31 protein-coding genes, 1 tRNA gene and 1 riboswitch are annotated in these 23,997 nt (G+C 75.3%); of the genes, 16 read left to right on the top strand and 16 right to left on the bottom strand.

The annotated features are described in order from the left end of the window. Positions 1–126: 126 nt before the first annotated feature. Positions 127–981 carry a transglutaminase domain-containing protein gene (locus EAH89_RS11230; RefSeq protein ID WP_140882980.1) on the top strand — a complete coding sequence of 285 codons (855 nt, stop codon included), beginning with the start codon at positions 127–129 and terminating at the stop codon, positions 979–981. A gap of 25 nt (positions 982–1,006) precedes the next feature. Then, positions 1,007–1,798, top strand: a complete 792-nt coding sequence (locus tag EAH89_RS11225) for a phosphatase PAP2 family protein (protein ID WP_140882978.1) — start codon at positions 1,007–1,009, stop codon at positions 1,796–1,798. On the opposite strand, the gene EAH89_RS11220 is transcribed toward EAH89_RS11225, so the two are convergent. Then, entirely contained in the window at positions 1,759–2,229 is a 471-nt protein-coding gene (locus EAH89_RS11220; protein WP_140882976.1) for an RrF2 family transcriptional regulator, read from the bottom strand. The two genes, EAH89_RS11225 and EAH89_RS11220, sit on opposite strands and share 40 nt — an antisense overlap. Positions 2,230–2,238: 9 nt before the next feature. After that, entirely contained in the window at positions 2,239–3,141 is a 903-nt protein-coding gene (locus tag EAH89_RS11215; protein ID WP_140882974.1) for a dihydrodipicolinate synthase family protein, read from the bottom strand. Between the two features lie 133 nt (positions 3,142–3,274). On the opposite strand from EAH89_RS11215, the gene EAH89_RS11210 reads away from it, so the two are divergent. Beyond that, positions 3,275–3,904 carry a pyridoxamine 5'-phosphate oxidase family protein gene (locus EAH89_RS11210; protein WP_140882972.1) on the top strand — a complete coding sequence of 210 codons (630 nt, stop codon included), beginning with the start codon at positions 3,275–3,277 and terminating at the stop codon, positions 3,902–3,904. 37 nt (positions 3,905–3,941) lie between these two features. Here the strand turns inward: EAH89_RS11210 and EAH89_RS11205 are convergent, their stop codons facing one another. Beyond that, complete coding sequence (locus EAH89_RS11205; RefSeq protein ID WP_140882970.1) at positions 3,942–4,136, bottom strand: hypothetical protein; 195 nt, start codon at positions 4,134–4,136, stop codon at positions 3,942–3,944. 2 nt (positions 4,137–4,138) lie between these two features. After that, positions 4,139–4,276, bottom strand: a complete 138-nt coding sequence (locus tag EAH89_RS31200) for a hypothetical protein (protein WP_161993551.1) — start codon at positions 4,274–4,276, stop codon at positions 4,139–4,141. A 268-nt stretch (positions 4,277–4,544) separates the two neighbouring features. On the opposite strand from EAH89_RS31200, the gene cysK reads away from it, so the two are divergent. Next, a complete protein-coding gene (cysK, locus tag EAH89_RS11200; protein WP_140882968.1) occupies positions 4,545–5,510 on the top strand; it encodes a cysteine synthase A in 966 nt (321 codons plus the stop codon). Between the two features lie 10 nt (positions 5,511–5,520). Here the strand turns inward: cysK and EAH89_RS11195 are convergent, their stop codons facing one another. The 5 genes from EAH89_RS11195 to EAH89_RS11175 all read right to left on the bottom strand — a co-directional run bounded on the left by EAH89_RS11195 (position 5,521) and on the right by EAH89_RS11175 (position 8,660). Further along, positions 5,521–6,513 carry an ATP-grasp domain-containing protein gene (locus EAH89_RS11195; RefSeq protein ID WP_140882966.1) on the bottom strand — a complete coding sequence of 331 codons (993 nt, stop codon included), beginning with the start codon at positions 6,511–6,513 and terminating at the stop codon, positions 5,521–5,523. An 88-nt stretch (positions 6,514–6,601) separates the two neighbouring features. Next, positions 6,602–6,907 carry an AzlD family protein gene (locus EAH89_RS11190; RefSeq protein ID WP_241666963.1) on the bottom strand — a complete coding sequence of 102 codons (306 nt, stop codon included), beginning with the start codon at positions 6,905–6,907 and terminating at the stop codon, positions 6,602–6,604. Continuing rightward, positions 6,904–7,668 (bottom strand): AzlC family ABC transporter permease, encoded by a 765-nt coding sequence (locus tag EAH89_RS11185; protein WP_241666962.1) that lies wholly within the window; start codon positions 7,666–7,668, stop codon positions 6,904–6,906. Before EAH89_RS11185 ends, EAH89_RS11190 begins: the two co-directional genes overlap by 4 nt. A gap of 28 nt (positions 7,669–7,696) precedes the next feature. Further along, positions 7,697–7,879, bottom strand: a complete 183-nt coding sequence (locus EAH89_RS11180; RefSeq protein WP_140882964.1) for a KGG domain-containing protein — start codon at positions 7,877–7,879, stop codon at positions 7,697–7,699. Positions 7,880–7,988: 109 nt separating this feature from the next. Next, a complete protein-coding gene (locus EAH89_RS11175) occupies positions 7,989–8,660 on the bottom strand; it encodes a RecX family transcriptional regulator (protein ID WP_140882962.1) in 672 nt (223 codons plus the stop codon). A gap of 215 nt (positions 8,661–8,875) precedes the next feature. Between EAH89_RS11175 and EAH89_RS32160 the strand changes: the two genes are divergently transcribed. The 8 genes from EAH89_RS32160 to EAH89_RS11135 all read left to right on the top strand — a co-directional run bounded on the left by EAH89_RS32160 (position 8,876) and on the right by EAH89_RS11135 (position 16,174). Then, positions 8,876–10,030, top strand: a complete 1,155-nt coding sequence (locus EAH89_RS32160; protein WP_206667513.1) for a PRC-barrel domain-containing protein — start codon at positions 8,876–8,878, stop codon at positions 10,028–10,030. Between the two features lie 225 nt (positions 10,031–10,255). Then, positions 10,256–10,759, top strand: coding sequence for a hypothetical protein (locus tag EAH89_RS11165; RefSeq protein ID WP_140882960.1), 504 nt, complete (start codon positions 10,256–10,258; stop codon positions 10,757–10,759). Between the two features lie 244 nt (positions 10,760–11,003). After that, positions 11,004–12,209, top strand: coding sequence for an aspartate aminotransferase family protein (locus EAH89_RS11160; protein ID WP_194152321.1), 1,206 nt, complete (start codon positions 11,004–11,006; stop codon positions 12,207–12,209). Continuing rightward, positions 12,206–13,159, top strand: a complete 954-nt coding sequence (argF, locus tag EAH89_RS11155) for an ornithine carbamoyltransferase (protein ID WP_140882958.1) — start codon at positions 12,206–12,208, stop codon at positions 13,157–13,159. The genes EAH89_RS11160 and argF overlap by 4 nt, the downstream gene beginning before the upstream one ends. A gap of 97 nt (positions 13,160–13,256) precedes the next feature. Continuing rightward, complete coding sequence (locus tag EAH89_RS11150) at positions 13,257–13,973, top strand: CBS domain-containing protein (protein WP_140882956.1); 717 nt, start codon at positions 13,257–13,259, stop codon at positions 13,971–13,973. A 72-nt stretch (positions 13,974–14,045) separates the two neighbouring features. After that, positions 14,046–14,999: an Hsp33 family molecular chaperone HslO gene (hslO, locus tag EAH89_RS11145; protein WP_140882954.1), complete on the top strand. Its 954-nt coding sequence runs from the start codon at positions 14,046–14,048 to the stop codon at positions 14,997–14,999. Between the two features lie 42 nt (positions 15,000–15,041). Next, positions 15,042–15,704 (top strand): hypothetical protein, encoded by a 663-nt coding sequence (locus EAH89_RS11140; protein ID WP_140882952.1) that lies wholly within the window; start codon positions 15,042–15,044, stop codon positions 15,702–15,704. 89 nt (positions 15,705–15,793) lie between these two features. Next, positions 15,794–16,174: a hypothetical protein gene (locus EAH89_RS11135; RefSeq protein ID WP_140882950.1), complete on the top strand. Its 381-nt coding sequence runs from the start codon at positions 15,794–15,796 to the stop codon at positions 16,172–16,174. 20 nt (positions 16,175–16,194) lie between these two features. On the opposite strand, the gene folE is transcribed toward EAH89_RS11135, so the two are convergent. From folE to metZ, 3 genes are all read right to left on the bottom strand, one after another. Next, a complete protein-coding gene (gene folE, locus EAH89_RS11130; RefSeq protein ID WP_241666975.1) occupies positions 16,195–16,797 on the bottom strand; it encodes a GTP cyclohydrolase I FolE in 603 nt (200 codons plus the stop codon). 172 nt (positions 16,798–16,969) lie between these two features. Then, on the bottom strand, positions 16,970–17,380 hold the full coding sequence (gene apaG, locus EAH89_RS11125; RefSeq protein WP_140882946.1) for a Co2+/Mg2+ efflux protein ApaG: 411 nt from the start codon (positions 17,378–17,380) through the stop codon (positions 16,970–16,972). A gap of 46 nt (positions 17,381–17,426) precedes the next feature. Further along, positions 17,427–18,698: an O-succinylhomoserine sulfhydrylase gene (gene metZ, locus EAH89_RS11120; RefSeq protein WP_140882944.1), complete on the bottom strand. Its 1,272-nt coding sequence runs from the start codon at positions 18,696–18,698 to the stop codon at positions 17,427–17,429. A 67-nt stretch (positions 18,699–18,765) separates the two neighbouring features. Continuing rightward, positions 18,766–18,843: riboswitch (SAM riboswitch) on the bottom strand. Positions 18,844–19,014: 171 nt separating this feature from the next. Between metZ and EAH89_RS11115 the strand changes: the two genes are divergently transcribed. Together EAH89_RS11115 and EAH89_RS11110 are read left to right on the top strand one after the other, a co-directional pair. Then, positions 19,015–19,806, top strand: coding sequence for a PEP-CTERM sorting domain-containing protein (locus tag EAH89_RS11115; RefSeq protein WP_140882942.1), 792 nt, complete (start codon positions 19,015–19,017; stop codon positions 19,804–19,806). Between the two features lie 101 nt (positions 19,807–19,907). Next, positions 19,908–19,982 (top strand) — tRNA-Gly (locus EAH89_RS11110). 5 nt (positions 19,983–19,987) lie between these two features. Here EAH89_RS11110 and modC read toward each other — a convergent pair. From modC to modA, 3 genes are read right to left on the bottom strand one after another with little or no spacing between them, the layout of a single operon-like run. Continuing rightward, a complete protein-coding gene (gene modC, locus EAH89_RS11105; RefSeq protein WP_140882940.1) occupies positions 19,988–21,085 on the bottom strand; it encodes a molybdenum ABC transporter ATP-binding protein in 1,098 nt (365 codons plus the stop codon). 13 nt (positions 21,086–21,098) lie between these two features. Further along, positions 21,099–21,797: a molybdate ABC transporter permease subunit gene (gene modB / locus EAH89_RS11100; protein WP_140882938.1), complete on the bottom strand. Its 699-nt coding sequence runs from the start codon at positions 21,795–21,797 to the stop codon at positions 21,099–21,101. 5 nt (positions 21,798–21,802) lie between these two features. Next, a complete protein-coding gene (gene modA, locus EAH89_RS11095; protein ID WP_140882936.1) occupies positions 21,803–22,588 on the bottom strand; it encodes a molybdate ABC transporter substrate-binding protein in 786 nt (261 codons plus the stop codon). 174 nt (positions 22,589–22,762) lie between these two features. Here modA and EAH89_RS31195 point away from each other — a divergent pair, with 174 nt between their 5' ends. Together EAH89_RS31195 and EAH89_RS11090 are read left to right on the top strand one after the other, a co-directional pair. Next, positions 22,763–22,930 carry a hypothetical protein gene (locus EAH89_RS31195; protein ID WP_161993550.1) on the top strand — a complete coding sequence of 56 codons (168 nt, stop codon included), beginning with the start codon at positions 22,763–22,765 and terminating at the stop codon, positions 22,928–22,930. Positions 22,931–23,120: 190 nt separating this feature from the next. Beyond that, positions 23,121–23,576 carry a sugar transferase gene (locus tag EAH89_RS11090; RefSeq protein ID WP_140882934.1) on the top strand — a complete coding sequence of 152 codons (456 nt, stop codon included), beginning with the start codon at positions 23,121–23,123 and terminating at the stop codon, positions 23,574–23,576. A 55-nt stretch (positions 23,577–23,631) separates the two neighbouring features. On the opposite strand, the gene EAH89_RS31190 is transcribed toward EAH89_RS11090, so the two are convergent. Next, positions 23,632–23,778, bottom strand: a complete 147-nt coding sequence (locus tag EAH89_RS31190; protein ID WP_161993549.1) for a hypothetical protein — start codon at positions 23,776–23,778, stop codon at positions 23,632–23,634. Positions 23,779–23,997: the final 219 nt, after the last annotated feature.

Here is a 23,997-nt window from a genome sequence, read left to right as displayed (position 1 = left end):
GGGATGTTCCTCCGTCATGCGGGGGAGCCTACAGCAACGCGCCGGGAAATCGTCACCCCTGCCGCATCGCAGCACGCCCGGCGCCGTTGTGCCCGCGAGCCCCCTCCGCATCGTGCCAGGCCCACCATGAAGATCCTCGTCGGCTGCGACCTCGGCTACCAGGCCAGCGGCCCCGCCACCCTCATCCTGAACATCCAGCCCGCCGAGACGCCGCGGCAGCGCGTGTTGCGCGAGACGCTGGCGATCACGCCCGAGGGCACCCGAACCGAGAGCTGGACGGTTCCCGGCACCGGCAACCGCTACCTCCGCATCCACGCGGAGGCCGGCACCGCCCTCTCGATCCACCACGAGGCCGAGGTGGAGCTCTCCCCACACGTCGTGGACCCCGCCGGCGTCTCCCAGACCGCCCCCGCCGAGCTTCCGCCGGAGGTGCTGCCCCATCTCTGGCCCTCCCGCTTCTGCGAGTCCGACCGGCTGGAGCGCCTCGCCCAGCGCGAGTTCTGCGGCACGCCCGAGGGGCACGCCCGCGTGACCGCGGTCTGCAACTGGGTGAACGACCGCATCACCTATCTTCGCGGCGCCTCCGCGCCCACGACGACCGCGACCGACACGCTGCTCTCCGGCGCCGGCGTCTGCCGGGACTTCGCGCATCTTGCGGTCGCGCTCTGCCGGGCGCTCGGCATCCCCGCGCGCTTCATCTCCGCCCATGCCCCGGGCCTCGTGCCCCCCGACTTCCACGCGGTGTTCGAGGCCTTCCTCGGCGGCAAGTGGTGGCTCTTCGACGCGACCCGCCAGGCGCCGCTCGACGCGCTGGTCCGCATCGGCCAGGGGCGCGACGCGGCCGAGGCCGCCTTCGCCGAGATCCACGGCGCCGCGACCCCCACCGGCATGGCGGTGCGGGCGGAGGTGCTGGAAGGGCTGGACGTCGCGCGCGGCGCCCGCACGACGCTGGCCGTCGCGGACGCCGCGGAGGCGCCGTGAGCCGCGCGGGGCTCCGGAGGGGATGATGGACCGGGCGATCCCCCGCCGCGCGCCGCGCCGCTTCCGCGACCTCCTGGCGCGGCGGGAGATGCGCGCGCTCGCGGCCCTGCTGCTCGCCGCGGCCGGGCTCTTCGCCTTCGCCAAGCTCGCCGGCGAGGTGCTGGAGGGCGACACCGCCACCTTCGACCGCGCCGTGCTGCTCGCCCTGCGCAACCCCGCGGACCTCAGCGACCCGATCGGCCCGCGGTGGCTGGAGGAGGCGGCGCGGGACGTGACCGCGCTCGGCAGCCACGTCATCGTCACCTACGTCACCCTCGCGGTGGTCGGCTTCCTCGTGCTCTCGGGCCGCCGGGCGGCGGCGCTGTTCGTCGGGCTCTCGGTCGGCGGCGGCGCGCTGCTCAGCGCCGTCCTCAAGATCGGCTTCGCCCGCCCGCGGCCGGACCTCGTGCCCCACGCGGTGGAGGTCTACACCGCGAGCTTCCCGAGCGGCCACGCCATGCTCTCGGCGGTGGCCTACCTCACGCTCGGCGCCCTGCTGATGCGGGTCGCGCCGCTCGGCCGCACGAAGTTCTACGTCCTGGCGGTCGCCGTCTTCACCACCCTCGCGGTGGGCGCCAGCCGCGTCTACCTCGGCGTCCACTGGCCGACCGACGTGCTGGCGGGCTGGTGCGGGGGCGCGGGCTGGGCGCTGCTCTGCTGGCTCGTGCTGAACGCGCTGCAGCGGCGCGGCGCGGTGGAGCCGAAGGGCGAGGCGGCGGAGGACAGGCCCCCGGCGCCTCAGATCGCGAAGTTCAGCGGCTCCGCCGAGGGTCGCTGAAGCCCGGCCGCCCCCGCCCGGCGAAGAAGGTCCTCCAGCGTCAGCCCCTCCAGCCGCTCGCGCAGCGCCTCGTCCAGCTCGGCCCAGAGGGGGGCGACCACCGCCTGGTGCAGCGGCCCCCCGAAGTCGCCGCCGCCCTCCGCGCCGTCCGCCACCGCGGCGACCGCCTCCGAGAGGCGGATGTCGCGGGCGCGGCGTGCCAGGCGGTAGCCCCCGCGCGGCCCACGCACGCCCTCCAGCAGCCCGGCGCGCGAGAGCGCCTGGAACACCGGCTCGATCCCCCGCCGCGCGGCGCCCAGCCGGTCCGCCACCTCCCCGCCGCCGGCCACCGCGCCGTTCGCGCCGCGCCCCGCGTGAAAGGCGACGTCGAGCAGCACGGAAACCGCGGTCAGCGCGCGGTCCTGGCGAAGGAGGCGAAGGGTGGGTTGCATCCCGCCAATCTACGCATGGGGAGCGTGCATTTCCAGGCCTTCCACCCCCGCGAGCGCCGCCTCCACCTCCCGCCGCCCCTCCGCCGAGAGGGCGGGCTGGGGCGGCAGGGGCGCGCCGACGGCGAAGCCCTGGATCTCGAGCGCGCCCTTGATGCAGGCCGCCAGCGCGTGGCGGGCGAAGAGCTCGTTGATCCGCCAGAGCCGCCGCTGCAGCGCCATGGCCGCGCCCCAGTCGCCCGCGCGGCAAAGCTCATACAGCCGCACGCTCTGCCGCGGGATGGCGCAGGCGGGCCCCGCCATCCAGCCCACGCCGCCGATCAGCATCACCGCCGCCGGGATATGGGCGGAGGCCGCGAAGACCCGCATCCGCCCCTCTGTCCGGTCCATGATCGACAGCAGCCGCCCGGTGTTGGTGGAGGCGTCCTTCACGTAGCCGATGCGGGGATGCCGCGAGAGCGCCTCGAGCGCCGGCAGCGAGAGGTCGGAGCGCTGGAACTGCGGGTTGGTGTAGAGCACGACCGGCCGCCCCACGGCGTCCGCCACCGCCGTGAAATAGGCGACCACGCCCGCCTCCGGCACCGGGAAATAGGCCTCGAGGATCGCGAGGATCCCGTCCGCCCCGATCGCCTCCGCCTCCCGCGCCTGGCGCACCGCCTCGGAGGTCGTGGTGGCGGCGACGCCGGCGACGACGGGAACCCGCCCGGCCGCGGCCTCCACCACCACCTCGATGATGCGCCGGCGCTGCGCGGCGTTGAGGTAGGCGAACTCCCCGGTGCTGCCGAGCGGCGTCAGCCCGTGCACCCCCGCGGCCACCAGGTGCTCCACCAGCCGCGCGAGCACCGTCTCGAGCACCTCGCCGTCCGGGCCGATGGGGGAGACGAGGTAGGGGAAGACACCGTGGAGGTCCTGCATGGCGCGAAGGCTAGGCCGCGCCCGCCGCCGCCGGAACCGCCCCGCCCGGCCGGCGACGCTTTCGTGACGCGGCGCCAAGCCCCTTGCGGCGCGCCGCGCGCGGGTGCAACGGCGTGGCGGAGGGGAGGCCCGAATGCCCGACGCGACCACCGACCGCATCACCGACCTCGCGCAGCTCGAGGCCCTCTACGGCCGGCCGGCCGAGGCCTCCACGGTGAAGGAGGTGCCCTTCATCACCGCCGAGTACCGCGCGATGATCGAGGCCTCGCCCTTCGCGGCCCTCGCCACCGCCGGGCCCGAGGGGCTCGACTGCTCGCCGCGCGGCGACCGCCCCGGCGAGCTCGTGCGGGTGGCCGATCCCCGCACGCTGCTGCTGCCCGACCGGCGCGGCAACAACCGGGTGGACAGCCTGCGCAACATCCTGCGCGACCCGCGCGTCGGGCTGATGTTCCTCATCCCCGGTCACGGCAACGCGCTGCGCGTGAACGGCCGGGCGCATCTCTCCGTCGCGCCCGACCTGCTCGAGAGCTTCGTCGTGGAGGGGAAGGCGCCGCGCAGCGTCATCGTCGTCGCGGTGGAGAGCGTCTACTTCCAGTGCGCCCGCGCCGTCCTCCGCGCCCGGCTGTGGGAGCCGGAGGCGCGGGTCGGGCCGGGCCGCCTGCCGACGCCGGGCCGCATCCTCGCCGCCCTGAGCGAGGGCGCGGTGGGCGGCGAGCCCTACGACGCCGCCTGGGCGGCGCGGGCGAGGGAGACGATGTGGTAGGCGCGCGCGCCCCGGCCGGACGCGCCGCCGCGCGACGCTAGGCGGGGACGCGCCCGCGCCCGCGCAGGAACACGAGCCTCGCGACCCGGGCGGCCTCGGCCGGGTCGGGGAAGGCCATGCCCTCCAGGTCCTCGAGGCCGGGATCGGTGGCGAGGAACAGCCAGTCCGCCTCGCGCGCCACGGCGACGCCGACGAAGCGCCCGTCGACGCTGATGGGCCGGGAGCCGCGCATGCTCACGGGCTGCCCAGGACGCGCAGCAGCGCGCTCTCGATCTCGGACTGGCGGGGCGGGCGCGGGGTCGGCGCGAAGGCGCGGGCGAGGAGGGCGCGCAGGGCGGCGAAAGGGCCGCGGCGGGACGAAGGGCGGTTCATGGGGCGTCCGTTCGGGCAGGGCCCGGATGGGGAAGGGGAGGGGGTGGAAGGCCGGCGCGCTCCGCGCCGACACCCCCGGTACGGCCGGGTCTCTCGCATCGGAAGCCCCCTCTCGGGACGGGTTGGCGATGCCCGAGAATTCGGCGCGGCGGGGCCGTTGGTCAACGAAATGAAACGGTCGATTTTCGGCCGGTCCGCAGCATGGATCACGCGTGGATCGCGCCCCGGCGATGGACGCGGACCCGGCGCCGCGGGATAAGCGCGGCTGATGCCCACCCCCCCCGCCAACCCGCCGCGCGGCCGCCTCTACGCGAGCGTCCTCGACGCCGTCGGCGCGACGCCCCTCGTCCGCCTGCCGCGGCTGGAGGCGGCGGAGGCCCTGCCGGCGCGGCTCGCCCTCAAGCTCGAGTTCTTCAACCCGCTCGGCTCCGTGAAGGACCGCATCGGCCTCGCGATGGTGGAGGAGGCGGAGCGCGCCGGCCTCATCCGTCCCGGCGCCTCCATCCTGGTCGAGCCGACCTCGGGCAACACCGGAATCGCCCTCGCCTTCGTCGCCGCCGCCAAGGGCTACCGGCTGGTCGTCACCATGCCCGACGGCGCCAGCGAGGAGCGGCGCAAGATGATGGCGCTGCTGGGCGCGGAGCTCGTGCTCACCCCCGCCGCGCGCGGCATGGCGGGCGCGATCGCGCGCGCCGAGGCGATCGTCGCGGAGACGCCGGGCGCCTGGATGCCCCGGCAGTTCGACAATCCCGCCAACCCCGCGATCCACGCGGCCACCACGGCCGAGGAGATCTGGGCGGACACGGGGGGCGAGGTGGACGCCGTCGTCGGCGGCGTCGGCACCGGCGGCACGCTGACGGGCATCGCGCGCGCCCTCAAGCCGCGCCGCCCCTCGATGCGCGTCGTCGCGGTCGAGCCCGCGGAGTCCGCCGTCCTCTCCGGCGACGAGCCGGGGCCGCACGACATCCAGGGCATCGGCGCGGGCTTCCACCCCGCCGTGCTGGAGCTCGGGCTGATGGACGCCGTGCTGCGCGTGTCCGAGCGGGACGCCCTCGCCGCCGCCCGGCGCTGCGCGCGGGAGGAGGGCATCCCCATCGGCATCTCGTCCGGCGCCGTGCTGCACGCGGCGCTCGAGGTCGCGCGGGACCCGGCGATGGCGGGAGGGCTCGTCGTCGCCATCGCCGCCAGCTTCGCCGAGCGCTACCTCTCGACGGAGCTCTTCACCGGCCTCTGAGCGGCGCCGCTCAGGCCGCGGCGCGCTGCGTCCGCCCCAGCTCCGCGCCGAGGAAGGCCGCGATGGCGCCGGGGCCGCTGCGGTCGGTCCCCGCCAGGCCCGCGGCCGCCTCGGCGTCGGGGTTGTAGTTCGTGTTCGTGTTGACGTCGTAGGTCAGCACGCGGCCCTCCGGCGTGCGGATGAACTCGATCCCCGCGACCTCCACGCCGTTGGCGGACAGGAAGCCCTCCAGCCGCTCGCGCTGCGCGGCCTCGATCCCCTCGGGGATGACCCGAAAGCGTGGGCCGGGGGCGGTGCCGACCGGGCAGGCCGCGTCGCCGATGGCGGCGGAGGGGGCGGGCACCTCGCAGACATCCGCCGGGCAGAGCTCGAAGCCCGAGGAGGTGTCCACCTCCACCGCGTAGAGGAAGCGCCCGCCGACGAACTCGGCGCGGGTGATGAAGGGCCGCGCGGCGCGCACGTAGTCCTGCAGCAGCCAGAGGCCGTCCGCCGGCTGCTCGTCCTCCGGCGCGTCGGCGAGGAAGGCCGCGAGCGCGTCGGGATCGGCGAAGAGGCGCACGCCCAGCCCCTTGCCGCCGCGGTTGGGCTTGAGGATGAGCGGCCCCGCGCCGAAGCGGCGGCGGGCAGCGGCCACCACGTCCTCGGCCTCGCCGCGCACGAGCACCGTCCCCGGCACCGCGACCTCCGCGGCCTCCAGCGCCGCGTATTGCCTGACCTTGCTGATCTCGAGGTCGAGCGCCCGCGGGCCGTTCACCACCCGCCGCCCGTAGCGCTCCAGCCAGGCGAGCACGCCGGCCGTCAGCTCCGCGGAGTAGCGGTGCCCGCGCGTGTGAGAGGAGGCGGACATGCGGTTGTAGAAGACCCCCTCCGGCGGCGGGGAGGAGAGGTCGAAGCTGCCGGAGGCGAGGTTCCACTCCGTCCAGGGAAGCCCTCGCTGGTCGAAGGCGCGCGCGAGCGGCGGCAGCCATTCGGGGTTCTCGTGGATGACGTGGATCTTGGACATGCGGGCGCCTCCGTGACGGGCTGCGATGTGGCGTCGCCGGCAAACCCGGTCAAGCCGCGTGCAAAACCCGATTTCACGCCCCGCCCCGCTACATTCCCGCCCAGCGTAGCGCCGCCATGGCGCCGACCCCCGCCACGATGGAGACGCCGAGGTTCCGCCAGCGCGCCTGGGCCAGCCCGCAGGCGATGGCCGCCAACACCGCGGACAGGTCCTGGCGAGACAGGGCGAGGGCGACATAGGCGGCGAAGAGCGGCGCCGGCAGGTTGCGCAGCAGCGCGTCCACGAAGGGCGGCGTCCGCACCGCCCGCAGCACCGCGTAGCCGCCCGCACGGCACAGGTAGGTGACGGCGGCCATGGCGAGGATGGCCAGCGTCACGTCCCAGCGGAGCGTCACGCCCGGTCCTCCCGGTCCGCCCGCGCGCGGGCCCGCCGCCCTTCCGTGAGGGTGGCGAGGGCCGCGCCGGCGAAGGCCCCGGCGAGCAGCGGCACCGGCGCGGGCAGCCGCAGCGCCTGGGCCGCGACCGCCGTGCCCGCCGCCGCCAGCCAGGGCGGCACGTCCTGCCGCGGCCCGCGCCAGAGGGCGACGAGGATGGCCACGAAGGTCGCGGTCGCCGCGAAGAAGAGGGGATGGGTCGGCGGCAGCGCGACCGCCGCGCCCAGCAGGTGCCCGGCCGCGGTGGCCGCGGCCCAACCCACCCAACTCAGCAGGCCGAGCCCGAAGAGGAAGCCCGCGTCCCTCTCCCCGCCCCGGTGCGCGGCGACGGAGAGGGCGAAGGAGTGGTCCACCGCGAAGAAGAGGGATCCCCAGAGCCGCCAGCCCCGCAGGTGGTCCAGCCAGAAGGAGAGCGCGGCGCCGAGCGGCACGAGGCGGATGTTCACGACGAAGGCGGCGATGGCGACCGCGAGGATGTCCGGCGGGTCCGACCAGAGCTCCAGCGCCAGAAGCTGCGAGGCGCCGGCGAAGACGAGGCCGCTCATCAGGATCGTCTCGGCAAGGCTCAGCCCCTTGCCGAGCGAGATGACGCCCACCACCAGCCCGAAGGGCGCGATCCCGAGGAGAAGGGGCACGCTGCGCCCCACGCCGCGCATCACGCCGGCCCGGGTGAAGATCACTCGCATCCCCCGGGTATAGTCGGCGGGCGGGGAGGGCGCCATCGGCCGTCCCGCCCGCCGCGGCGTGGGATCAGTCGTTCTTGTGGCTGTTGTGCCCGCCCTTGGTGCCCGCCGCCGAGGCGCGCTCCGGGTTGTTGGCGAAGTTGTTGGGGTCCTTGTCCTTGCCGCTGGCGACCGTCTCCGAGGAGACGCCCTTCTTGCCGGACGCCGCGTCGCCCTTGCCCTTGTCGCCCTGCGAGTGGGTGGTGGCCATGTTGTTCCTCCGCTGGCTGCGTGGCGGGGGCGCCTGACCCGCCCCCGCCCGGAGAACGCCGGCCTCCGCCCAGGTTTGCCGCGCCGGGCGCGTATCGTCCGCGCGCGCCCTACTCGCGCCGGGCGGCGATGAGGCGCGCCTCGGCCTCGGCCGGGTCCGTGTCCAGCGCAGCCTCCGCCACCTCCCGCGGGAAGCCGGCGCGGGCGAGGGAGCCCATCGCCTTCAGCCGGGCCGCGCGGGCGGCCTCGGCCTCCTCGGGCGGCGCGCGGTCGAAGGGGCCCTGGCGGCGGCGGCGGAGATGGGCCAGGGCCGCCGTCACCTCGTCCGTCCCCGCCTCCTCGATCGTCTCCGACGCGGTCTCCCCGCCCACCCCCTTGGCCGCGAGATGCGCCGCGATCGCCCGTCGCGAGCGGCCGGCGCGGGAGAGGCGCCGGGCGCGGGCGGCGGCGAAGGCGGCGTCGTCCACCGTGCCCGCCGCGACCATCCGCCGCGCGACGGCGACCGCGGCCGCCCGCCCCGCGGCCACGACGGGCGCGATCGCCTCGGGCGCCATCCCCTCCGCCGCCGCGCGCTGCGCCCAGCGCGCCACGCGGCGCGCCAGGACCCGGGCGAGCCCGGCCTCGGTGGCCGCGAAGCGCGCGAGGTGGTTCAGCGCGGCCTCGTGCAGCCGCGCCTCCGTGGGGGCGGGGCCGGCGGTGACGGGGCGTCGCTCCCGCCGCCCGCGCCCCCCGGCGGGACCGCCCGCCCGCTTCCCGCCCTCGCCCGTCCCGCTCTCTGCCATGCGCCGAGCTTGCCATGGCGGAGGGGGCGGGGGGAGGGGCGGCCGGCCTTCGCGCCGGTCCTTGGGGCGAAACCCCTCCCCCCCGGGCGGCGTTGCTAGCTCGATCCCAACCCATCGATCCCGCCACGGGGCGCCGCCTTCCGCCGCGCCCGCGCCCGCTGTTTCCCCGCCGCGGCACGGCCCGCCCCGTGATCCATCCCCAGAGGAGACGACGCATGACCGTCCGTTCCACCAAGTCCGGCCTGCTCGGCGTCACCGCCGCCGCCGCGCTGCTCGCGATGGGCGCCGCCGCCCAGGCCCAGGCGCCGCGCGACGGCACCCCTGGCAACCCGCCCTCCACCGCCACCCAGCGCGCGGCCGACGCCGCCACGGGCAACGCGACCCCCGCCGACGGCACGCCGGGCAACCCCCCGGGCACTGCGGCCGGCCGCGCGGCGGACCGCGCCGGCGAGGCCGTCTCCGGCGCCAACCAGCGCGCGGGCGACCCGCTGAACACGCAGAACCGCCCGGACGGCACCCCCGGCAACCCGCCCGGCACCGCCCTCGGCCGCGCCGCCGACCGCGCGCTGGGCAACGCCGCCGACGCGAACGGGCGCGCGGGCGACCCCGTCAACACCCAGAACCGCCCGGACGGCGCGCCCGGCAACCCGCCCGGCACGGTCGTGACCCGCGGCGTCGACCGCGCCCTCGGCACGAACATGTCCGGCGCCTTCCCGCAGAACGAGCAGGGCGGCACCTCCCCCTCCGCCACCGAGGGCGACCGCGCCACCGTCACCGGCCGCGGCGAGGCCGCGCAGGGCGGCCGGCGCGACAACGAGTCCGCCGCCACGAGCGCCAACCCCGCCATCATGGGCAGCACGAGCGACCGCGGCGACGCCCGCACGAACGCCCAGGGCGGCAGCGCCTCCACCGGTATGCCCGGGCGGGTGAACGCCACCCCTGACGGCGGCCAGGCCCGCCCCGGCACCATGTCCGTGCCGCTGCAGAACGAGGCGGCGGGCAACGCCCAGGGGGGGAACACGGCGGGCGGCAATGCGGGCACCGGCGCGCGCGCCGCGGCCGGCACCGCCGCGGCGGCCCCCACCGCGCAGACCGAGCGGGCGAGCCGCATCATCGGCTCGAGCGTGTTCAACGAGCGGAACGAGTCCATCGGCTCGATCGACGACCTCATCCTCGCCCATGGCGGCTCCTCGCCCATGGCGGTCGTGTCGGTCGGCGGCTTCCTCGGGATCGGCGCCAAGCTCGTGGCCGTGCCGATGTCTGACCTCCGCTGGTCCGCCGCGGACAACCGCTGGACCATCACCGGCGCGACGCGGGAGAGCCTGACCTCGCTCCCCGCCTATTCCTACGACGCCGCCCGCCGCGGCTGACCCCTCTTAGCGGCGCGACGACGAGGCCCGGGCTTCCCGCCCGGGCCTTTTTCGTGCCCGGCCGCCCCGCGGGGAGGCGGGGCGCGCCGCGTCCGATTGTGACATTCCGGCCTATTGGGCGAAACGGTTCGATACCGAGAAGGAACCGCGGCACAACTGACGCGTTGCCCCGACAGGTCCCGCTTCAATCGCGAGGCCGCAACAACCCGATCCGGGAGAGACCTGATGTCATCCGTCACGCTCCGCGCTACCACCCTTGCCCTGGCCGTCATCGGCTTGGCCGCCTGCAGCAGCGACCCGCTGAACACGGCCAACCGCCGCGACGGCACGCCCGGCAACCCGCCCTCGACCATGACGCAGCGCGCCGCCGACAGCGTGACCGGCGACCGCACCCCGGCCGACGGCCGCCCCGGTAACCCGCCCGGCACCGCGGTCGGCCGCGCCGCCGAGCGCACCAACGAGCGCATCGGCGACCCGCTGAACGTCGACAACCGCCCGGACTGCACCCCCGGCAACCCGCCCGGCACCGCCGTCTCCCGCGCGCTCGGCACGACCGACCCGGCCGATTGCCGCCCGGCCGCCCGCCGCGCGCACCGCGGCACCCACCGCGCCGCCGCCTCCGCGCCGCGCCGCGCCGTGACGCCGAGCAGCGCGACGGGCACGACCACGACCGGCACGGGCGCAACCGGCCCCGGTGGCGAGCCCGCCTTCACCACCCAGGGCCGCTGAACCCTGGTTCCCGCGTAACGGAAGGGGGGCCGCTCCGGCGGCCCCCTTTTCCGTGCCCGCCCCGCGCAAGCCCCGCCGCCGGGGTTGCGGCGCCGGCCATGCGGCGGCCGCGTCCCTGGCCCGTGATCGGGCCACCCCCTGCATCCTTTGACCGCGCGGGCCCTTTCCGCCATCCTCCCGCGCTTCCCCGCCCGGCGACGCGACACCCGCACCGCCCGCGGGCCTTACCGGAGGGCCACGCCGCGTGATCCCCGCCCTGATGCCGAACTACAACCGTGCCGACCTCGCCTTCGAGCGGGGTGAGGGCGCCTGGCTGTGGGACGGGCAGGGGCGACGATACCTCGACTTCGGCTCGGGGATCGCGACCAGCAGCCTCGGCCACGCTCACCCGCACCTCGTCGCCGCCATCGCGGAGCAGGCGGGGCGCGTGATGCACAGCTCCAACCTCTACCGCATCCCCCAGGCCGAGCGGCTCGCCGCCCGCCTCGTGGAGGCGACGCCCTTTGCGGACAGCGTCTACTTCTCCAACTCGGGCGCCGAGGCGAACGAGGCCATGGTGAAGGCGGTGCGCAAGTACCACGCCGACGCCGGCCATCCCGAGCGCTTCCGCACGATCTGCTTCGAGGGCGCCTTCCACGGCCGCACGCTCGCGATGATCTCGGCCACCGGCAACAAGAAGTACCTCGAGGGCTTCGGCCCGCCGGTGGACGGCTTCGACCACGTCCCCTTCGGCAACATGAACGCCGTGCGACAGGCGATCACGAAGGAGACGGCCGCGATCATGATCGAGCCCGTGCAGGGCGAGGGCGGCGTGCGCCCGGCGGACCTCCGCTTCCTGCAGGAGCTCCGCGCCACCTGCGACGAGTTCGGCCTGCTGCTGGCGCTGGACGAGGTGCAGACCGGCATGGGCCGCTCCGGCAAGCTCTGGGCCCACCAGTGGGCCGGGATCGAGCCGGACATCATGTCCTCCGCCAAGGGCATCGGCGGCGGCTTCCCGCTGGCCGCGACGCTCGCGCGGGAGAAGGTGGCGGTGCACCTCAAGCCCGGCACCCACGGCAGCACCTACGGCGGCGGGCCGCTGGCCTGCGCGGCCGGCAACGCCGTGCTGGACGTGATCCTCGCGCCCGGCTTCCTCGACAACGTCGACCGCGTGGCGCGCCACCTCTGGCGCGGCTTGCTCGACCTCGCCGCGCGCCACCCGAAGGTGGTCGCGGGCGTGCAGGGGGCGGGGCTGCTGCTGGGCCTTCGCCTGACCGACGCCGTCTCCAACGGCGAGATGCAGGGCGCGGCCCTGTCCGAGGGCCTGCTGACGGTCGCCGCCGGCATGAACGTGCTGCGCGTCGCGCCCCCGCTCGTGGTCACCGAGGCCGAGGTGGACGAGGCGCTGCGCCTGCTCGACCGCACCTGCCTGCGGCTGACGCCGAGCGAGGCGAAGGCGGCCGCGAAGTGAGTGCGGCGCTCAAGACCGTGGACGGGGGACCGGTGGCCCCCCGCCACTTCCTGGAGGTGATGGACTTCGACACGGCGACGCTGCGCCGCATGCTCGACCTCGCGCGCGACGCGAAGTCCGGGCGCGTCGCGGGCAAGCCGCTGGCGGGGAAGAGCATCGCGCTCATCTTCGAGAAGCCCTCCACCCGCACCCGCGTCTCCTTCGAGGTGGGCATTACCCAGCTCGGCGGCCACGCCGTGGTGCTCTCGGGGCGCGACATGCAGCTCGGGCGCGGCGAGACGCCGGCCGACACGGCGCGGGTGCTGTCCCGCTACGTCGACGCCATCATGCTCCGCACCGACGACGTCGCGAAGCTGCGGGGCCTGGCGGAGCACGCGACGGTGCCGGTGATCAACGGCCTGACCGACGTCTCCCACCCCTGCCAGATCATGGCCGACGTCCTCACCTTCGAGGAGCACCGCGGCCCGATCGCCGGGCAGACGGTGGCCTGGACCGGCGACGGCAACAACGTCGCGCAGTCCTTCATCCAGGCCGCGGCGCGCTTCGACTTCACGCTGCGCCTGGCCACCCCCGACAGCCTCCGCGCGCCGCCGGAGCTCGTCGCCTGGGCCCGGCGCGAGGGCGCGCGGATCGAGGAGACGGACGACCCCGCCGCGGCCGTGCGCGGCGCGCGCTGCGTGGTGACGGACACCTGGGTCTCCATGTCGGACGAGAAGCCGGACGCGGCCGCGGTGAACCGCCACAACCTGCTGGCGCCCTACCAGCTCAACGCCGCGCTGATGCGCCACGCGGCGGCGGACGCCGTGGTGATGCACTGCCTGCCCGCCCACCGGGGCGAGGAGATCACGCAGGAGGTGATCGACGGCCCGCAGAGCGTGGTCTTCGACGAGGCCGAGAACCGGCTGCACGCGCAGAAGGGCGTGCTGCTCTGGGCGCTCGGCCTGGGCTGAGCGCCCGGCCCGCGGCGGGCCCGGGCTTGATCCCGATCAAGGCCGGGCCCGCCGCAGGCGCCTAGCGTCGCCTCCAGGCACAGCCCAGGAGGCCCCGATGTCCGCCCTCGTCATGGAATCCCTCACCGCCCGCGACCTCATGACGCGCGAGGTGGTGAGCATCGCCCCCTCCATGCCCGTCTACGCCGTCGCGCAGCTGCTGTCCGAGCGCGGCATCTCCGCCGTGCCCGTGATCTCCCCGGCCGGCGCCCTGCTGGGCATCGTGACCGAGCTGGATCTCATCCGCCGCCTGAGCGGCGCCGAGGACGGGAAGTCGGGCTGGCTCCGCCGCCTCTTCGGCAACCGCGACCGCGACGCGGAGCGCTACGCCCAGGTCAACGGCATGCTCGCCGAGGACGTGATGACCCGCAACGTCATCACCGTGACCGAGGAAACCTCGGTCGAGCACGTCGCCCATCTCATGGAGGAGCGCGCCATCCGCCGCGTGCCCGTGCTGCGGGACGGCCAGCTCGTCGGCCTCGTCTCTCGCTCGGACCTCCTCAAGGCGCTACTGGTGCCGCCGGCCCCCCTCGCGGCCGGCACCGCCGAGGACCAGCGCCTGCGCGAGGCCATCGGGCGGGAGATCCGCGAGCAGCCCTGGGCCGACACCTTCTACACCTACGTCTCCGTGCGGGACGGCGTCGTGTCCCTCCAGGGCTTCGCCCGCTCCGCGGCCGTGCGCCGCGGGCTGCTCGCCATCGCCCACCGGACCGAGGGCGTGCGCGGCGTGTTGGACGAGATGCGGGACGGGCTGCCGCCCACCGCCCTCTACTGACCGGCGCCCTGGACCGACCGGCGAGAGGGGCGGGACCTGTCACCGCCCCCCTTCGCTGCCTATGTAGGGCGGGTGCAAGACGCGACCCTCCCCTCCGACACCCCCGCCCTGTTCAACCACGAGCGCCCGCCGGTGCCGGACACGGTGGTGCCCCGCGCCATCCTGCCCTTCCACCTGCAGGGCCGGCCGGTCCGCGGCCGCCTCGTGCGCCTGGGCACCCTGGCCGAGGCGCTGATCGGCCGGCACGACCTGCCCGTGGACGTCGCGCGCCTGCTCGGCCAGGCGCTGGCGCTCACCGCCGGCCTCGCCGCCGCGCTGAAGTTCCAGGGCTCCTTCTCGCTTCAGGCGAAGGGCGACGGCCCGGTGCCGATGCTGCTCGCCGACTGCACCGACGCCGGCGACCTCCGCGGCTACGCCCGCCCGGCCGAGGGCAGCGCCCCCCGGGGGGAGGCGAGCCAGCTTCTCGGGAAGGGCTACCTCGCCTTCACCTGCGACCAGGGCCCGGACATGGACCGCTACCAGGGCATCGTCTCCATCGCAGGGGACACGCTGGCGGACATGACGGATTCCTACTTCCGCACCTCCGAGCAGCTCCAGGCCTTCGTCCGCCTCGCCTGCCAACGCACGCCCCAGGGCTGGCGCGCCACCGCCCTCATCCTCGAGCGCGTGGCGGCCGAGGGCGGCATCGACGGGCAGGAGGACGAGGAGGCCGACGAGGCCTGGCGGACGGCCACGATCCTCGCCGGCACCCTCAAGGACGAGGAGATGCTCGACGACGCCCTCCCCTCCGAGACCCTGCTGCACCGCCTCTTCCACGCCGAGGGCCTGCTGGTGGATGAGGCCCGCCCGCTCTCCTACGGATGCCGCTGCTCGCGCGCGCGCCTGGCCGGGGTGCTGCAGGGCTTCCCCGAGAGCGACCTAGACGACATGGCCGAGGACGGGCAGATCACCATGAACTGCGAGTTCTGCAACCTGGCCTTCCGTTTCGACCGCGGCGAGGTGAGGGGTGGCGCCGGCCGGGCCTGATCGGGTAACGCGGGGCTCAGCCACCCGGGAATCCGCCGCTCCATGAAGGGCACCACCGACCAGAACCTTGGCCAGAACCCCGGCCCCGCCGCGCCCCCCGCGTTGGGGCGCCGCCTCGTGATCGCGGCCCCGCTGCTCCTGCTGGCGGCCCTCCCGGGCTGCGGCGGGCGGGAGGAGCCGTCGCCGGGGCTGCCGCGCATCGAGGGCTACGCCTACCTCACGCCGCTCCGCCTGAACGTCGCGGAGCTCGAGGTGCTGGACAACCCGCCGGACGCGCGCGTCGACCCGCCCGCGCCGCTGCTGCCCTCGGCCGAGGTGGCGCGCATGGGGCGGGACCGCATCATCCCCTCGGGCACCGCCGGGCGCGCGCGCTTCGTCGTGGAGACGGCCAACCTCATCCGCTCGGGCGACGCCGTGGCCGTCCTCCTCCGCGCGCGGGTGGAGGTGCTCGACAACGACCGCCGCCTTGCCTACGCCGAGGCGGAGGCAAGGCGCGGGATCATCGGCGCGGGCGGAGGCGCCGCCGCCCGGGCGCGCGTGGCCGAGACGCTGGTCAGCCGCGCCATGGAGGACCTGAACGTGGAGTTCGAGGTCCAGGTCCGCCGCAACCTCCGCGACTGGCTGCTCGAGACCACGCCCACCGCCCCGGTGGCGCCGATCGACTCCCCCGACGGCATCCAGCGCCAGGACCTTCCCGAGGGCTAGCGCCTGGGCCCGAGGGCTGGCGCCCGGGGCCGGATCGAAACCCCAACAGCCCCCGCGCGCTCTCCTTCCTGACGAAGGAGAGCCCCCAGATGACCCGCACGCGCCTCTCGATCCTGCTTCCCGCCCTCGCCCTCGGGGCCGGCCTCGCGGCCTGCGCGCCGAGCGACCCCTACTACGCCACCAACCCCGGCTACGCGCCCACCGTGGTGCAGCAGGGCTACGCGACGCCCTACAACGCAGCGACCCCCTATGCCACGCCGATGCCGGCCTATGTCGGCGGGGGCGACGCCTACGGCCGGCCGGTGCCGGTGCAGCAGGGCTACGCCGCCGCGCCCGCCGCGGCCGATCCCTACTGCCAGGAGGCCTACGCCAACGCGGTGGGCACCGAGCAGCGGGCCGCCGCCACCGGCTCCCCGGCCGATGCCGCGCGCGCGAACCGCTCCGCCGGCTTCTTCCGCCGCGACTGCTGACGGCGGGGGGGGGCCGCGCCTCAGCCCTCGAAGGTGTTGGCCCGGCCGTTGATGATCGACAGGAACTCCCGCCGCGTCGCGTGATCCTCGCGGAAGGCGCCGAGCATCGTGCTCGTCACCATCGCGACGCCGGTCTTGTGGACGCCCCGCGTCGTCATGCACTGGTGCGAGCCCTCGAGCACCACGGCCACGCCGACCGGGTCCAGCACGTCCTGGATGGCGTTGGCGATCTGCGCCGTCAGCTTCTCCTGGATCTGCAGGCGCTTGGCGAAGGCGTCCACCACGCGCGCGAGCTTGCTGATGCCGACCACGCGGCCGCGGGGCAGGTAGCCGATATGCGCCCGGCCGATGATCGGCACCATGTGGTGCTCGCAGTGGCTCTCGAGGCGGATGTCGCGCAGCACCACCATCTCGTCGTAGCCGGCCACCTCCTCGAAGGAGCGCTGCAGGAGCTGCACGGGGTCGACGTCGTAGCCCGCGAAGAGCTCCCGGTAGGAGCGCGCGACGCGGGCGGGCGTGTCGACCAGCCCCTCGCGGTCCGGGTCGTCGCCGGCCCAGAGGAGAAGGGTGCGGACCGCCGCCTCCGCCTCGGCTTGGCTGGGCCGCACCAGCTCCGCGCGCAGCCGGGAGCGGGCGCTGGTGCGGTCGGGGGAGGGGGGGTTCTGCTCGGTCACGTCGGCATTCCTTAGGGCGCGTCGTTCGGCGGCGCGCCGCGCCCCGAAGATGGGCGCGGTATCGCGTTTGTGAAAGCCGGGGGCGCCGAGGTTCTCGGCCGCGGGGCCGGCGGGCGGAACGCTAGTTCAGCGCCCCGCGCCCGTGCGGGCTGTCGAGGCTGAAGGCGGGGATCTCCGCGTCGAAGGGCTCGCCGCTGGCGGCGACGACCATGTGGTAGGTCCCGCGCATGAAGCCCGAGGGGGTCGCGAGCGGCGTGCCCGAGGTGTATTCGAAGACCTCCCCGGGCTCGAGCACGGGCTGCTCCCCCACCACGCCGTCGCCGTGGACGTGCTGCGTGCGGCCGAGCGCGTCCGTGATGGTCCAGCTCCGCTTGAGGAGCTGCACCGTGTCCCGCCCCTCGTTGGCGATCCGCACGCGGTAGGCCCAGACGTGGCGCCCCTCCTCCAGGTCCGACTGGTCGACGAGGTAGAAGCTGCGGACCGTGACGCGCAGGCCCCGCGTCACGGCCGTGAAGGCGCCGGGCTCGCTCATGCGGCCCGGCCCTCGTGCGGAAGCGCCATCGCCGGGGCCCGCCCGCTCAGCGTGTCGGGCCCGCGGCGCGCGGCACCGCCGCGGCCGCCCCGCCGCCCGCGCGCCGCCCGTCGCGCGCGGCGTCGAGCGCCTGGGCGAGGTCCTCGATCACGTCGTCCACGTCCTCCAGCCCGACCGAGAGGCGCACCGTGCCGTCGTTGATGCCGAGCCGCGCCCGCTCCTCCGGCCCCACCTTCATGTGGGTGGTGGTGGCGGGGTGGGTCACCATGCTGCGGGCGTCGCCGAGGTTGTTGGAGATGTCGACCAGCTTCAGCGCGTTCAGCACCCGGAAGGCGGCGGCCTTCGCGCCGTCCCCCTGGTCCGCCACGTCGAAGGTGACCAGCGTGCCGCCCGCCGACATCTGCGCGCGCGCCAGCGCCTGCTGCGGGTGGCTGTCGAGGAAGGGGTAGAGCGTGCGCGACACCTCCGCCCGCGTGGCCAGGAAGTCCGCGACCCGCGCCGCGTTGGCGCACATGGCGGGCACGCGCAGGTGCAGCGTCTCCAGCCCCTTGAGGATCACCCAGGCGTTGAAGGGGGAGATGCTCGGCCCGGTGTTGCGGATGAAGGGCTGCAGCACCTCGTCCACCCACTTGCGGCTGCCCAGCACGGCCCCGCCCAGCACGCGGCCCTGGCCGTCGAAGTGCTTGGTGGCCGAATAGACCACCACGTCCGCGCCGAGGGTGAGCGGCTTCTGCAGGAGCGGGGTCGCGAAGACGTTGTCCACCACCACCACGGCGCCCGCCGCGTGCGCGAGCGCGGCGACGGCCGGCAGGTCCACCAGCTCCAGCATCGGGTTGGACGGCGTCTCCAGCAGCACCATCGCGGCGGGCTTGCGGAAGGCGTCGCGCCACTGGTCGAGGTCCGTGCCGTCCACGAAGACGGTCTCGATGCCGTAGCGCGGCAGCAGGGTGGAGACGATCCAGTGGCAGGAGCCGAACAGCGCGCGCGACGCCACCACCCGGTCCCCGGTCTTGAGGTGCGCGAGCATCGCCCCGTGCACCGCCGCCATGCCCGAGGCCGTGACGCGGCAGGCCTCCGCCTCCTCCAGCGCCGCGAGCTTGTTCTGCAGGGCCTCGATCGTGGGGTTGCCGAAGCGGGAATACTGGAAGTGCTGCACCGTGCCGAGGAAGGTCTCCTCCGCCTGCTCCGCGCTCTCGTACATGAAGCCCGAGGTCAGGTGCACCGGCTCCGACATCTCGTCGAAGGAGGACCGGTTCTGGCCGCCGCGCACGAGGAGGGTCGCGGGGCGGAGCAGGGCGTTCGGGAGGGTCCTGGGCATGACGGGCATTCCATCGATCAAGAACGGCCCGACCGGGCCGGGCACGGATGGCCCGGTTGGGCGAGGGATGAGCCCCGCCACAGCCGTTTAGCGCGTTTCTTTAAGCTCGCCGCAAGCTGGCCGACAAATCGCGAGCGCCCGGCCGGCGGTAACGCGCGGCAGGCCCGCAGAGATAGTCCCCGGCCGCCCCGCCTGGCAAGGGCCGGTTCCGGTCCGTCCCGGCTCTATCCCGCAGAACGCGCGGCGGGCCTTGCCACATAGGTTAATTTTGGCGCCGCAAGGTCATGATCCTTTTCCCGCGCAAGGAGGAAGGCTCATGAAAAGCATCGGGTATGTCGTCGCGGCCGGGCTGGCCCTCGGCGCCCTCGTTGGGACGGGCGCACGCGCGGCCCCGTTCGAGCTCGTCTACACCGGCGGCTTCGACACGGACGAGGCCCTGAACCCCGCCTCCGCCGCCAGCCCGAGCTTCTTCACCAGCCCGACCCCCTTCACCATCCGCGCGCTCTTCGACACGGCCAGCCCCAACCTAGCCCCGGCGCTCGGCGGGCCCTTCAACGGCTTCCGCGCCTACGCGCCCACCGCCGCCACGATCACCGTCGGCGGCACCAGCTACAGCATCCAGAGCGCGCTGGAGAACCCGCAGACGGGGGTCACCGTCGCCATCTTCGACAACAACAGCTTCACGCCCGGCCGCTACGCGGTGGGCTTCATCGTCGACCCCGCCAGCGACGGCGCGGGCATCGTCGGCGACTTCGGCGCGGCCTCGCCCGCCTTCACGGCCGCCTCCGTCGTGCCGACCGTCTTCGAGGCGTTCTTCGGCGCCGGCCACAGCCCCGGCCCCTGCTCCTCCGGCACGCCGCCGGTCTGCCCGAAGGTCGTCACGCCCTGGATCCTGCGCGACGCCGCGGGGCAGGCCTACAATCTCACGCTCGGCGACTACCTGGCGGACTACCTGACCATCGACGCCCCGGGCGCGCGGCTCGGCCCGCTCAACACGGCCGAGATCCGGGCGGTCGCGGTGCCCGAGCCCGCCTCCCTCGGCCTCGTGCTCCTCGGCCTGCTCGGCCTCGCGGCGGCCCGGCCGCGCCCCGCGACGGCGCGGGTCTGACGGCGCGCGGCTGACCGGGCGGGCCCGCACCGCCGCCATCGTGCGGCCGATTGCGCGGGGCCGCGCCCTGCGCTAGTTGTCGCGGGCGCGGATCACCGAGCGCGGGCGTAGTTCAGAGGTAGAACGTCAGCTTCCCAAGCTGAATGTCGTGGGTTCGATTCCCATCGCCCGCTCCACGCCCTCAGCCGCCCTCGCCATCCGGCCCGAAGGCGGCGGACTTCACGAGGGCCCAGACCGGCAGCCCCGGCCGCAAGCCCAGCCGCCGCACCGCGTCCCGCGTCACGCGGGACAGCAGCACCGCCTCCCCGACCGCCAGTCGCAGCATCGCCTCGTGCGGCCCCGCCGCCTCGACCGAGAGAAGGGTCGCGGGCAGGACGTTCTGCACCGACAGCCCGCGCGGCTCCTCGAGCGCGACCGACACGTCCCGCGCCCGCACACGCACCCGGATCGCCTCGCCCGCCACGCCCGCGCGGAGCGGCACGCGCAGCTCGCCGCCCGCGAAGCCGAGGCGCGTCAGCTCGCGGGCGGGCTCGTGCCCGAGCACCCGGCAGGCGAGCGCCGCCCCCGCGTCCCGCCGCCCCACCAGCAGCGGCAGATCGGTCCGGGCCGAGAGCGCCTCCACCGTGCCCGCCGCCAGCACGCGCCCGGCCTCCATCAGCACGAGGTGGTCGGCCAGCCGGTCCACCTCGTCCAGCGCGTGGGTGACGAGGAGCATGGGCAGGCGGAAGCGGTCGCGGACGCGGGCGAGGAAGGGCAGCACCTCCGCCCGGCGGGGGGCGTCGAGGGCGGCGAGCGGCTCGTCCATCAGCAGCAGCCGCGGCCGCGACAGCAGGGCGCGGCCGAGCGCCACCCGCTGCCGCTCCCCGCCCGAGAGCGCGCCCGGCCGCCGGCCGAGCAGGGCGCCGATGCCGAGAAGCTCCACCACCTCCCCGAATTCCGGCCCGGTCGCGTCCTGCGGCGCGCGGCGGGCGCCGTAGCGGAGGTTCGTCTCGACCGAGAGGTGCGGGAAGAGCCGCGCGTCCTGGAACACCACCCCGCAGCGCCGCCGCTCCGGCGGCACCGCGACGCCCGAGGCGCTGTCCAGCAGCACCGCCCCGTCCAGCGCGACCCGCCCCTCGTCCGGCCGGAGCAGCCCCGCCACGGCGAGGAGCAGCGTCGACTTCCCGCAGCCGGACGGCCCGAAGATCGCGGTGACGCCCGGCGCCGGGGCCGTGAAGCCCGCGTCGAGCCGGAAGCCCTCCCGCCCGCCGAAGCGGTGGGACAGCGAGACCTCCAGCATCAGCGTCCCACGATCATCGCAGGGGCCGGCCGAGCGCGACCGCGAGCCGCCGCCCCGCGAGGTCCGCGAGCAGCAGCCCCGCCACCGCGAGGGCGAGCGACACCGCGGCCAGCCGGGCCGCCGTCGCCTCGCCGCCCGGGGTCTGCGTCGCGGCGTAGATCGCCAGCGGCAGGGTCTGGGTCTCGCCGGGGATGTTGGAGGCGAAGGTGATCACCGCCCCGAACTCCCCGAGCCCCGCCGCGAAGGCGGTGATCGCGCCCGAGAGGATGCCGGGCGCGATCAGCGGCAGCGTGACCGTCGCGAAGCGGTCGAGCGACCCGGCGCCGAGCGTGCGCGCCGCCGCCTCCAGCCCGGGGTCGACGGCGTCCAGGCTCAGCCGCACCGCCCGCACGATCAGCGGGAAGGACATAACGGCGGTGGCGAGCGACGCGCCGGCGGTGGTGAAGACGAGGCGCACCCCGAACCAGGCGTCCAAGAGCGAGCCCACTGGCCCGCGCAGCCCGAAGGTCACGAGCAGCAGCCAGCCCACGACGACCGGCGGCATCACCAGAGGCAGGTGCACCAGCGCGTCGAGCAGCGCCCGCCCGGGGAAGCGCCCCCGCGCCAGGAGCCAGGCCGCCAGCACCGCCGGCGGCAGCCCGAAGGCGACGGAGCGCAGCGCCACGGCGAGGCTGAGCCGGACCGCCTCCCATTCCTCGGGCGCGAGGACCATGGCCGCTAGGGCGCCCGCAGCACGAAGCCGAGCCGCCCGTAGGTCGCCGCGGCCTCCGGCCCCGTGGCGAAGGCGAGGAAGGCGCGCGCGGCCGCGTTCCCCGCGGCGCGGCGGGTGAGGGCGAAGGGGTAGGTGACCGGCGGGTGGCTCTCCGGGGGGAAGGTGCCCACCGCGCGCACGCCGGGGGAGGCCGCCGCGTCGGTCGCGTAGACGATCCCGAGCGGCGCCTCCCCGCGCTCCACCAGCAGCAGGGCGGAGCGCACGTTGTCCGCCCGCGCGAGGCGCGGCTCCAGCGCGTCCCAGGCGCCCATCCAGGTCAGCGCCGCCCGGGCGTAGCGGCCCGCCGGCACGTTGGACGGATCGCCCACCGCGAGACGCCCGCGCGGGCCGAGCAGGGCGAGGAGGTCCGTGCCCCGCGCGAGCGCCACGGGCGCCGCCCGGTCGGCGGGGGCCACGAGGACGAGGCTGTTGGCGAGCGGGCTGACCCGCGTGCCTTCCAGGAGGAGGCGGCGCTCCTCGAGATAGTCCATCCAGGCCTCGTCCGCCGAGGCGAAGAGGTCCGCCGGCGCCCCCTGCTCGATCTGCCGCGCGAGGGCGGAGGACGCGGCGAAGGAAAGGCGGGGAGGGGGGTGGCCCGCCGCCCGCCAAGCCTCGCCGAGGGCGCGCATCGCGTCGGTGAGGCTCGCCGCAGCAAAGACGGTCAGGGCCTCCTGCGCGCGGGCGGCCCGTGGCGCGAGGCAGGAGCCCGCGAGGCCGGCGGCCGCGAGGGCGGGCAGGAGGCGGCGGCGCATCGTGTCTTTCTCCCTCCGCGATCCCCGGTGGTCTAGTGGGCCCTCGCCGGCGGCAGCAAGCGAGCGGGCCACCAGCTTTCGTTAGATATTCGTTACCAAAACTGACAAAAGCTGCTTGGCGCCGGATCCATGCCGAGCCCTAGAACAGGGCAACGTTTCGGATCGAGAGCAGTCGTGCAGGCCAACACCGCCCCCCTCGCGCCCTCCAACCCTTCCTATGACCTCGCGCTCCCGGGCGACGAGGAGGGGCGCCTCCCGCTGCGGACGGCGATCCTCGTCATAGGATCCCTCTCGGCCCTTCTCTGGGCCGGAATCGTCGGCCTCGTCTCCGTCCTGTCCTGACCCGATCCGCCACAGGGGAAGGGTCTTTGCTGCCCTTGTTCGGCTTGCCGGAATGACGGGCGCGCAAGGGGATTCACGAACCGCTCAAGTCGGACAACCGTCACACCGTTTTGGCGGGACGATGTCATATGCTGCATCGCACAGGCCGCAACCGCGCTAAGCCTGTCACAGCCGATGACGGACCCGACCAGTGCCCGACTCTCTCCTGCGGGATCGGAACAACGCCGAGATCCTCCGCCTCGCCGACCCGCCGCCCGAGGCGGCGGCCGTCTCTCTGGGCCTCCGCGCCGTCGACGTGACGGTCGCGCTTCTCCTGCTCGCGCTCGCCCTGCCGCTCCTGCTGCTGGTCGCCCTGGCCGTCCGCCTGGACGGCCCGGGACCCGTCCTGCAGCGCGAGTACCGCATCGGCCACGCGGGGCGCCGCTTCCAGCTCCTCGCCTTCCGGAGCACCGAGGAGGCCTCGCGCGCGCCGACCCGCCTGGGCCGGTGGATGCGGCCGGTGCGGATCGACCAGCTTCCCGTGCTGCTGAACCTCCTGCGCGGCGACATGACGCTCGTCGGCCCGGCGCCCGCGGAGGCATGGGACAGCGCGGCGGAGGGGCCGCTCCCGCGTCCCGGCGTCACCGGCTGGGCGCGGGCGGACTGAGTGCGGGCGGATTGGGCGCGGGCGGCCGGGGCTCGGGCAGCCCGGGCGCGACGCCTCAGCTCAGGCAATGGGCCAGGGCGCGCGCGATAAGGAGCCAGACGAGCATCGAGCCCGTCAGCAGCACCGTGCCGCAGAGCGGCCAGGACCAGCGCTGGTTGATCATTCCCGCGCGGACGGCGCCGAACTCCCTCATCCCCGGCAACGCGACGCCGTCGCAGGGCGCGCCTCCGTCGCCTGGGGGAAGGGGGGCTGGAAAGGGCGGGTTCGGGAAAGCCCCTGTCTGCCTGCGCGTTGCCCGATCGTCATCAACCCCTCCCTCGGCGGACCGTGCCGCCTCACCCCTGGCGGGGCGCCTCGCCCCGCGGCCCTGAAGGCCTCCCTCCGGCGGAACCATCCCTTTCCAGGGCCATTCCCGTTCCGC

The sequence above is a fragment of the Muricoccus nepalensis genome (assembly GCF_006438825.1).
Lineage (GTDB): Bacteria > Pseudomonadota > Alphaproteobacteria > Acetobacterales > Acetobacteraceae > Roseomonas > Roseomonas nepalensis.
The sequence above is the reverse complement of the archived record's forward strand: the minus strand, read 5'-3'. Positions and strand labels throughout refer to the sequence as shown.

Excerpts from the sequence above, each read along its gene's own strand:
- cysK (WP_140882968.1), top strand. The coding sequence starts at position 4,545 with ATGCCCACCCCCCCCGCCAACCCGCCGCGCGGCCGCCTCTACGCGAGC.
- EAH89_RS32160 (WP_206667513.1), top strand. The coding sequence starts at position 8,876 with ATGACCGTCCGTTCCACCAAGTCCGGCCTGCTCGGCGTCACCGCCGCC.
- EAH89_RS11195 (WP_140882966.1), bottom strand. The coding sequence starts at position 6,513 with ATGTCCAAGATCCACGTCATCCACGAGAACCCCGAATGGCTGCCGCCG.
- metZ (WP_140882944.1), bottom strand. The coding sequence starts at position 18,698 with ATGCCCAGGACCCTCCCGAACGCCCTGCTCCGCCCCGCGACCCTCCTC.
- EAH89_RS11185 (WP_241666962.1), bottom strand. The coding sequence starts at position 7,668 with ATGGCGCCCTCCCCGCCCGCCGACTATACCCGGGGGATGCGAGTGATC.
- EAH89_RS11165 (WP_140882960.1), top strand. The coding sequence starts at position 10,256 with ATGTCATCCGTCACGCTCCGCGCTACCACCCTTGCCCTGGCCGTCATC.
- apaG (WP_140882946.1), bottom strand. The coding sequence starts at position 17,380 with ATGAGCGAGCCCGGCGCCTTCACGGCCGTGACGCGGGGCCTGCGCGTC.
- modB (WP_140882938.1), bottom strand. The coding sequence starts at position 21,797 with ATGGTCCTCGCGCCCGAGGAATGGGAGGCGGTCCGGCTCAGCCTCGCC.
- EAH89_RS11225 (WP_140882978.1), top strand. The coding sequence starts at position 1,007 with ATGGACCGGGCGATCCCCCGCCGCGCGCCGCGCCGCTTCCGCGACCTC.
- modA (WP_140882936.1), bottom strand. The coding sequence starts at position 22,588 with ATGCGCCGCCGCCTCCTGCCCGCCCTCGCGGCCGCCGGCCTCGCGGGC.
- EAH89_RS11230 (WP_140882980.1), top strand. The coding sequence starts at position 127 with ATGAAGATCCTCGTCGGCTGCGACCTCGGCTACCAGGCCAGCGGCCCC.
- EAH89_RS11210 (WP_140882972.1), top strand. The coding sequence starts at position 3,275 with ATGCCCGACGCGACCACCGACCGCATCACCGACCTCGCGCAGCTCGAG.
- EAH89_RS11140 (WP_140882952.1), top strand. The coding sequence starts at position 15,042 with ATGAAGGGCACCACCGACCAGAACCTTGGCCAGAACCCCGGCCCCGCC.
- EAH89_RS11150 (WP_140882956.1), top strand. The coding sequence starts at position 13,257 with ATGTCCGCCCTCGTCATGGAATCCCTCACCGCCCGCGACCTCATGACG.
- EAH89_RS11175 (WP_140882962.1), bottom strand. The coding sequence starts at position 8,660 with ATGGCAGAGAGCGGGACGGGCGAGGGCGGGAAGCGGGCGGGCGGTCCC.
- EAH89_RS11220 (WP_140882976.1), bottom strand. The coding sequence starts at position 2,229 with ATGCAACCCACCCTTCGCCTCCTTCGCCAGGACCGCGCGCTGACCGCG.
- modC (WP_140882940.1), bottom strand. The coding sequence starts at position 21,085 with ATGCTGGAGGTCTCGCTGTCCCACCGCTTCGGCGGGCGGGAGGGCTTC.
- EAH89_RS11215 (WP_140882974.1), bottom strand. The coding sequence starts at position 3,141 with ATGCAGGACCTCCACGGTGTCTTCCCCTACCTCGTCTCCCCCATCGGC.
- EAH89_RS11205 (WP_140882970.1), bottom strand. The coding sequence starts at position 4,136 with ATGCGCGGCTCCCGGCCCATCAGCGTCGACGGGCGCTTCGTCGGCGTC.
- EAH89_RS11115 (WP_140882942.1), top strand. The coding sequence starts at position 19,015 with ATGAAAAGCATCGGGTATGTCGTCGCGGCCGGGCTGGCCCTCGGCGCC.
- EAH89_RS11135 (WP_140882950.1), top strand. The coding sequence starts at position 15,794 with ATGACCCGCACGCGCCTCTCGATCCTGCTTCCCGCCCTCGCCCTCGGG.
- EAH89_RS11180 (WP_140882964.1), bottom strand. The coding sequence starts at position 7,879 with ATGGCCACCACCCACTCGCAGGGCGACAAGGGCAAGGGCGACGCGGCG.
- EAH89_RS31200 (WP_161993551.1), bottom strand. The coding sequence starts at position 4,276 with ATGAACCGCCCTTCGTCCCGCCGCGGCCCTTTCGCCGCCCTGCGCGCC.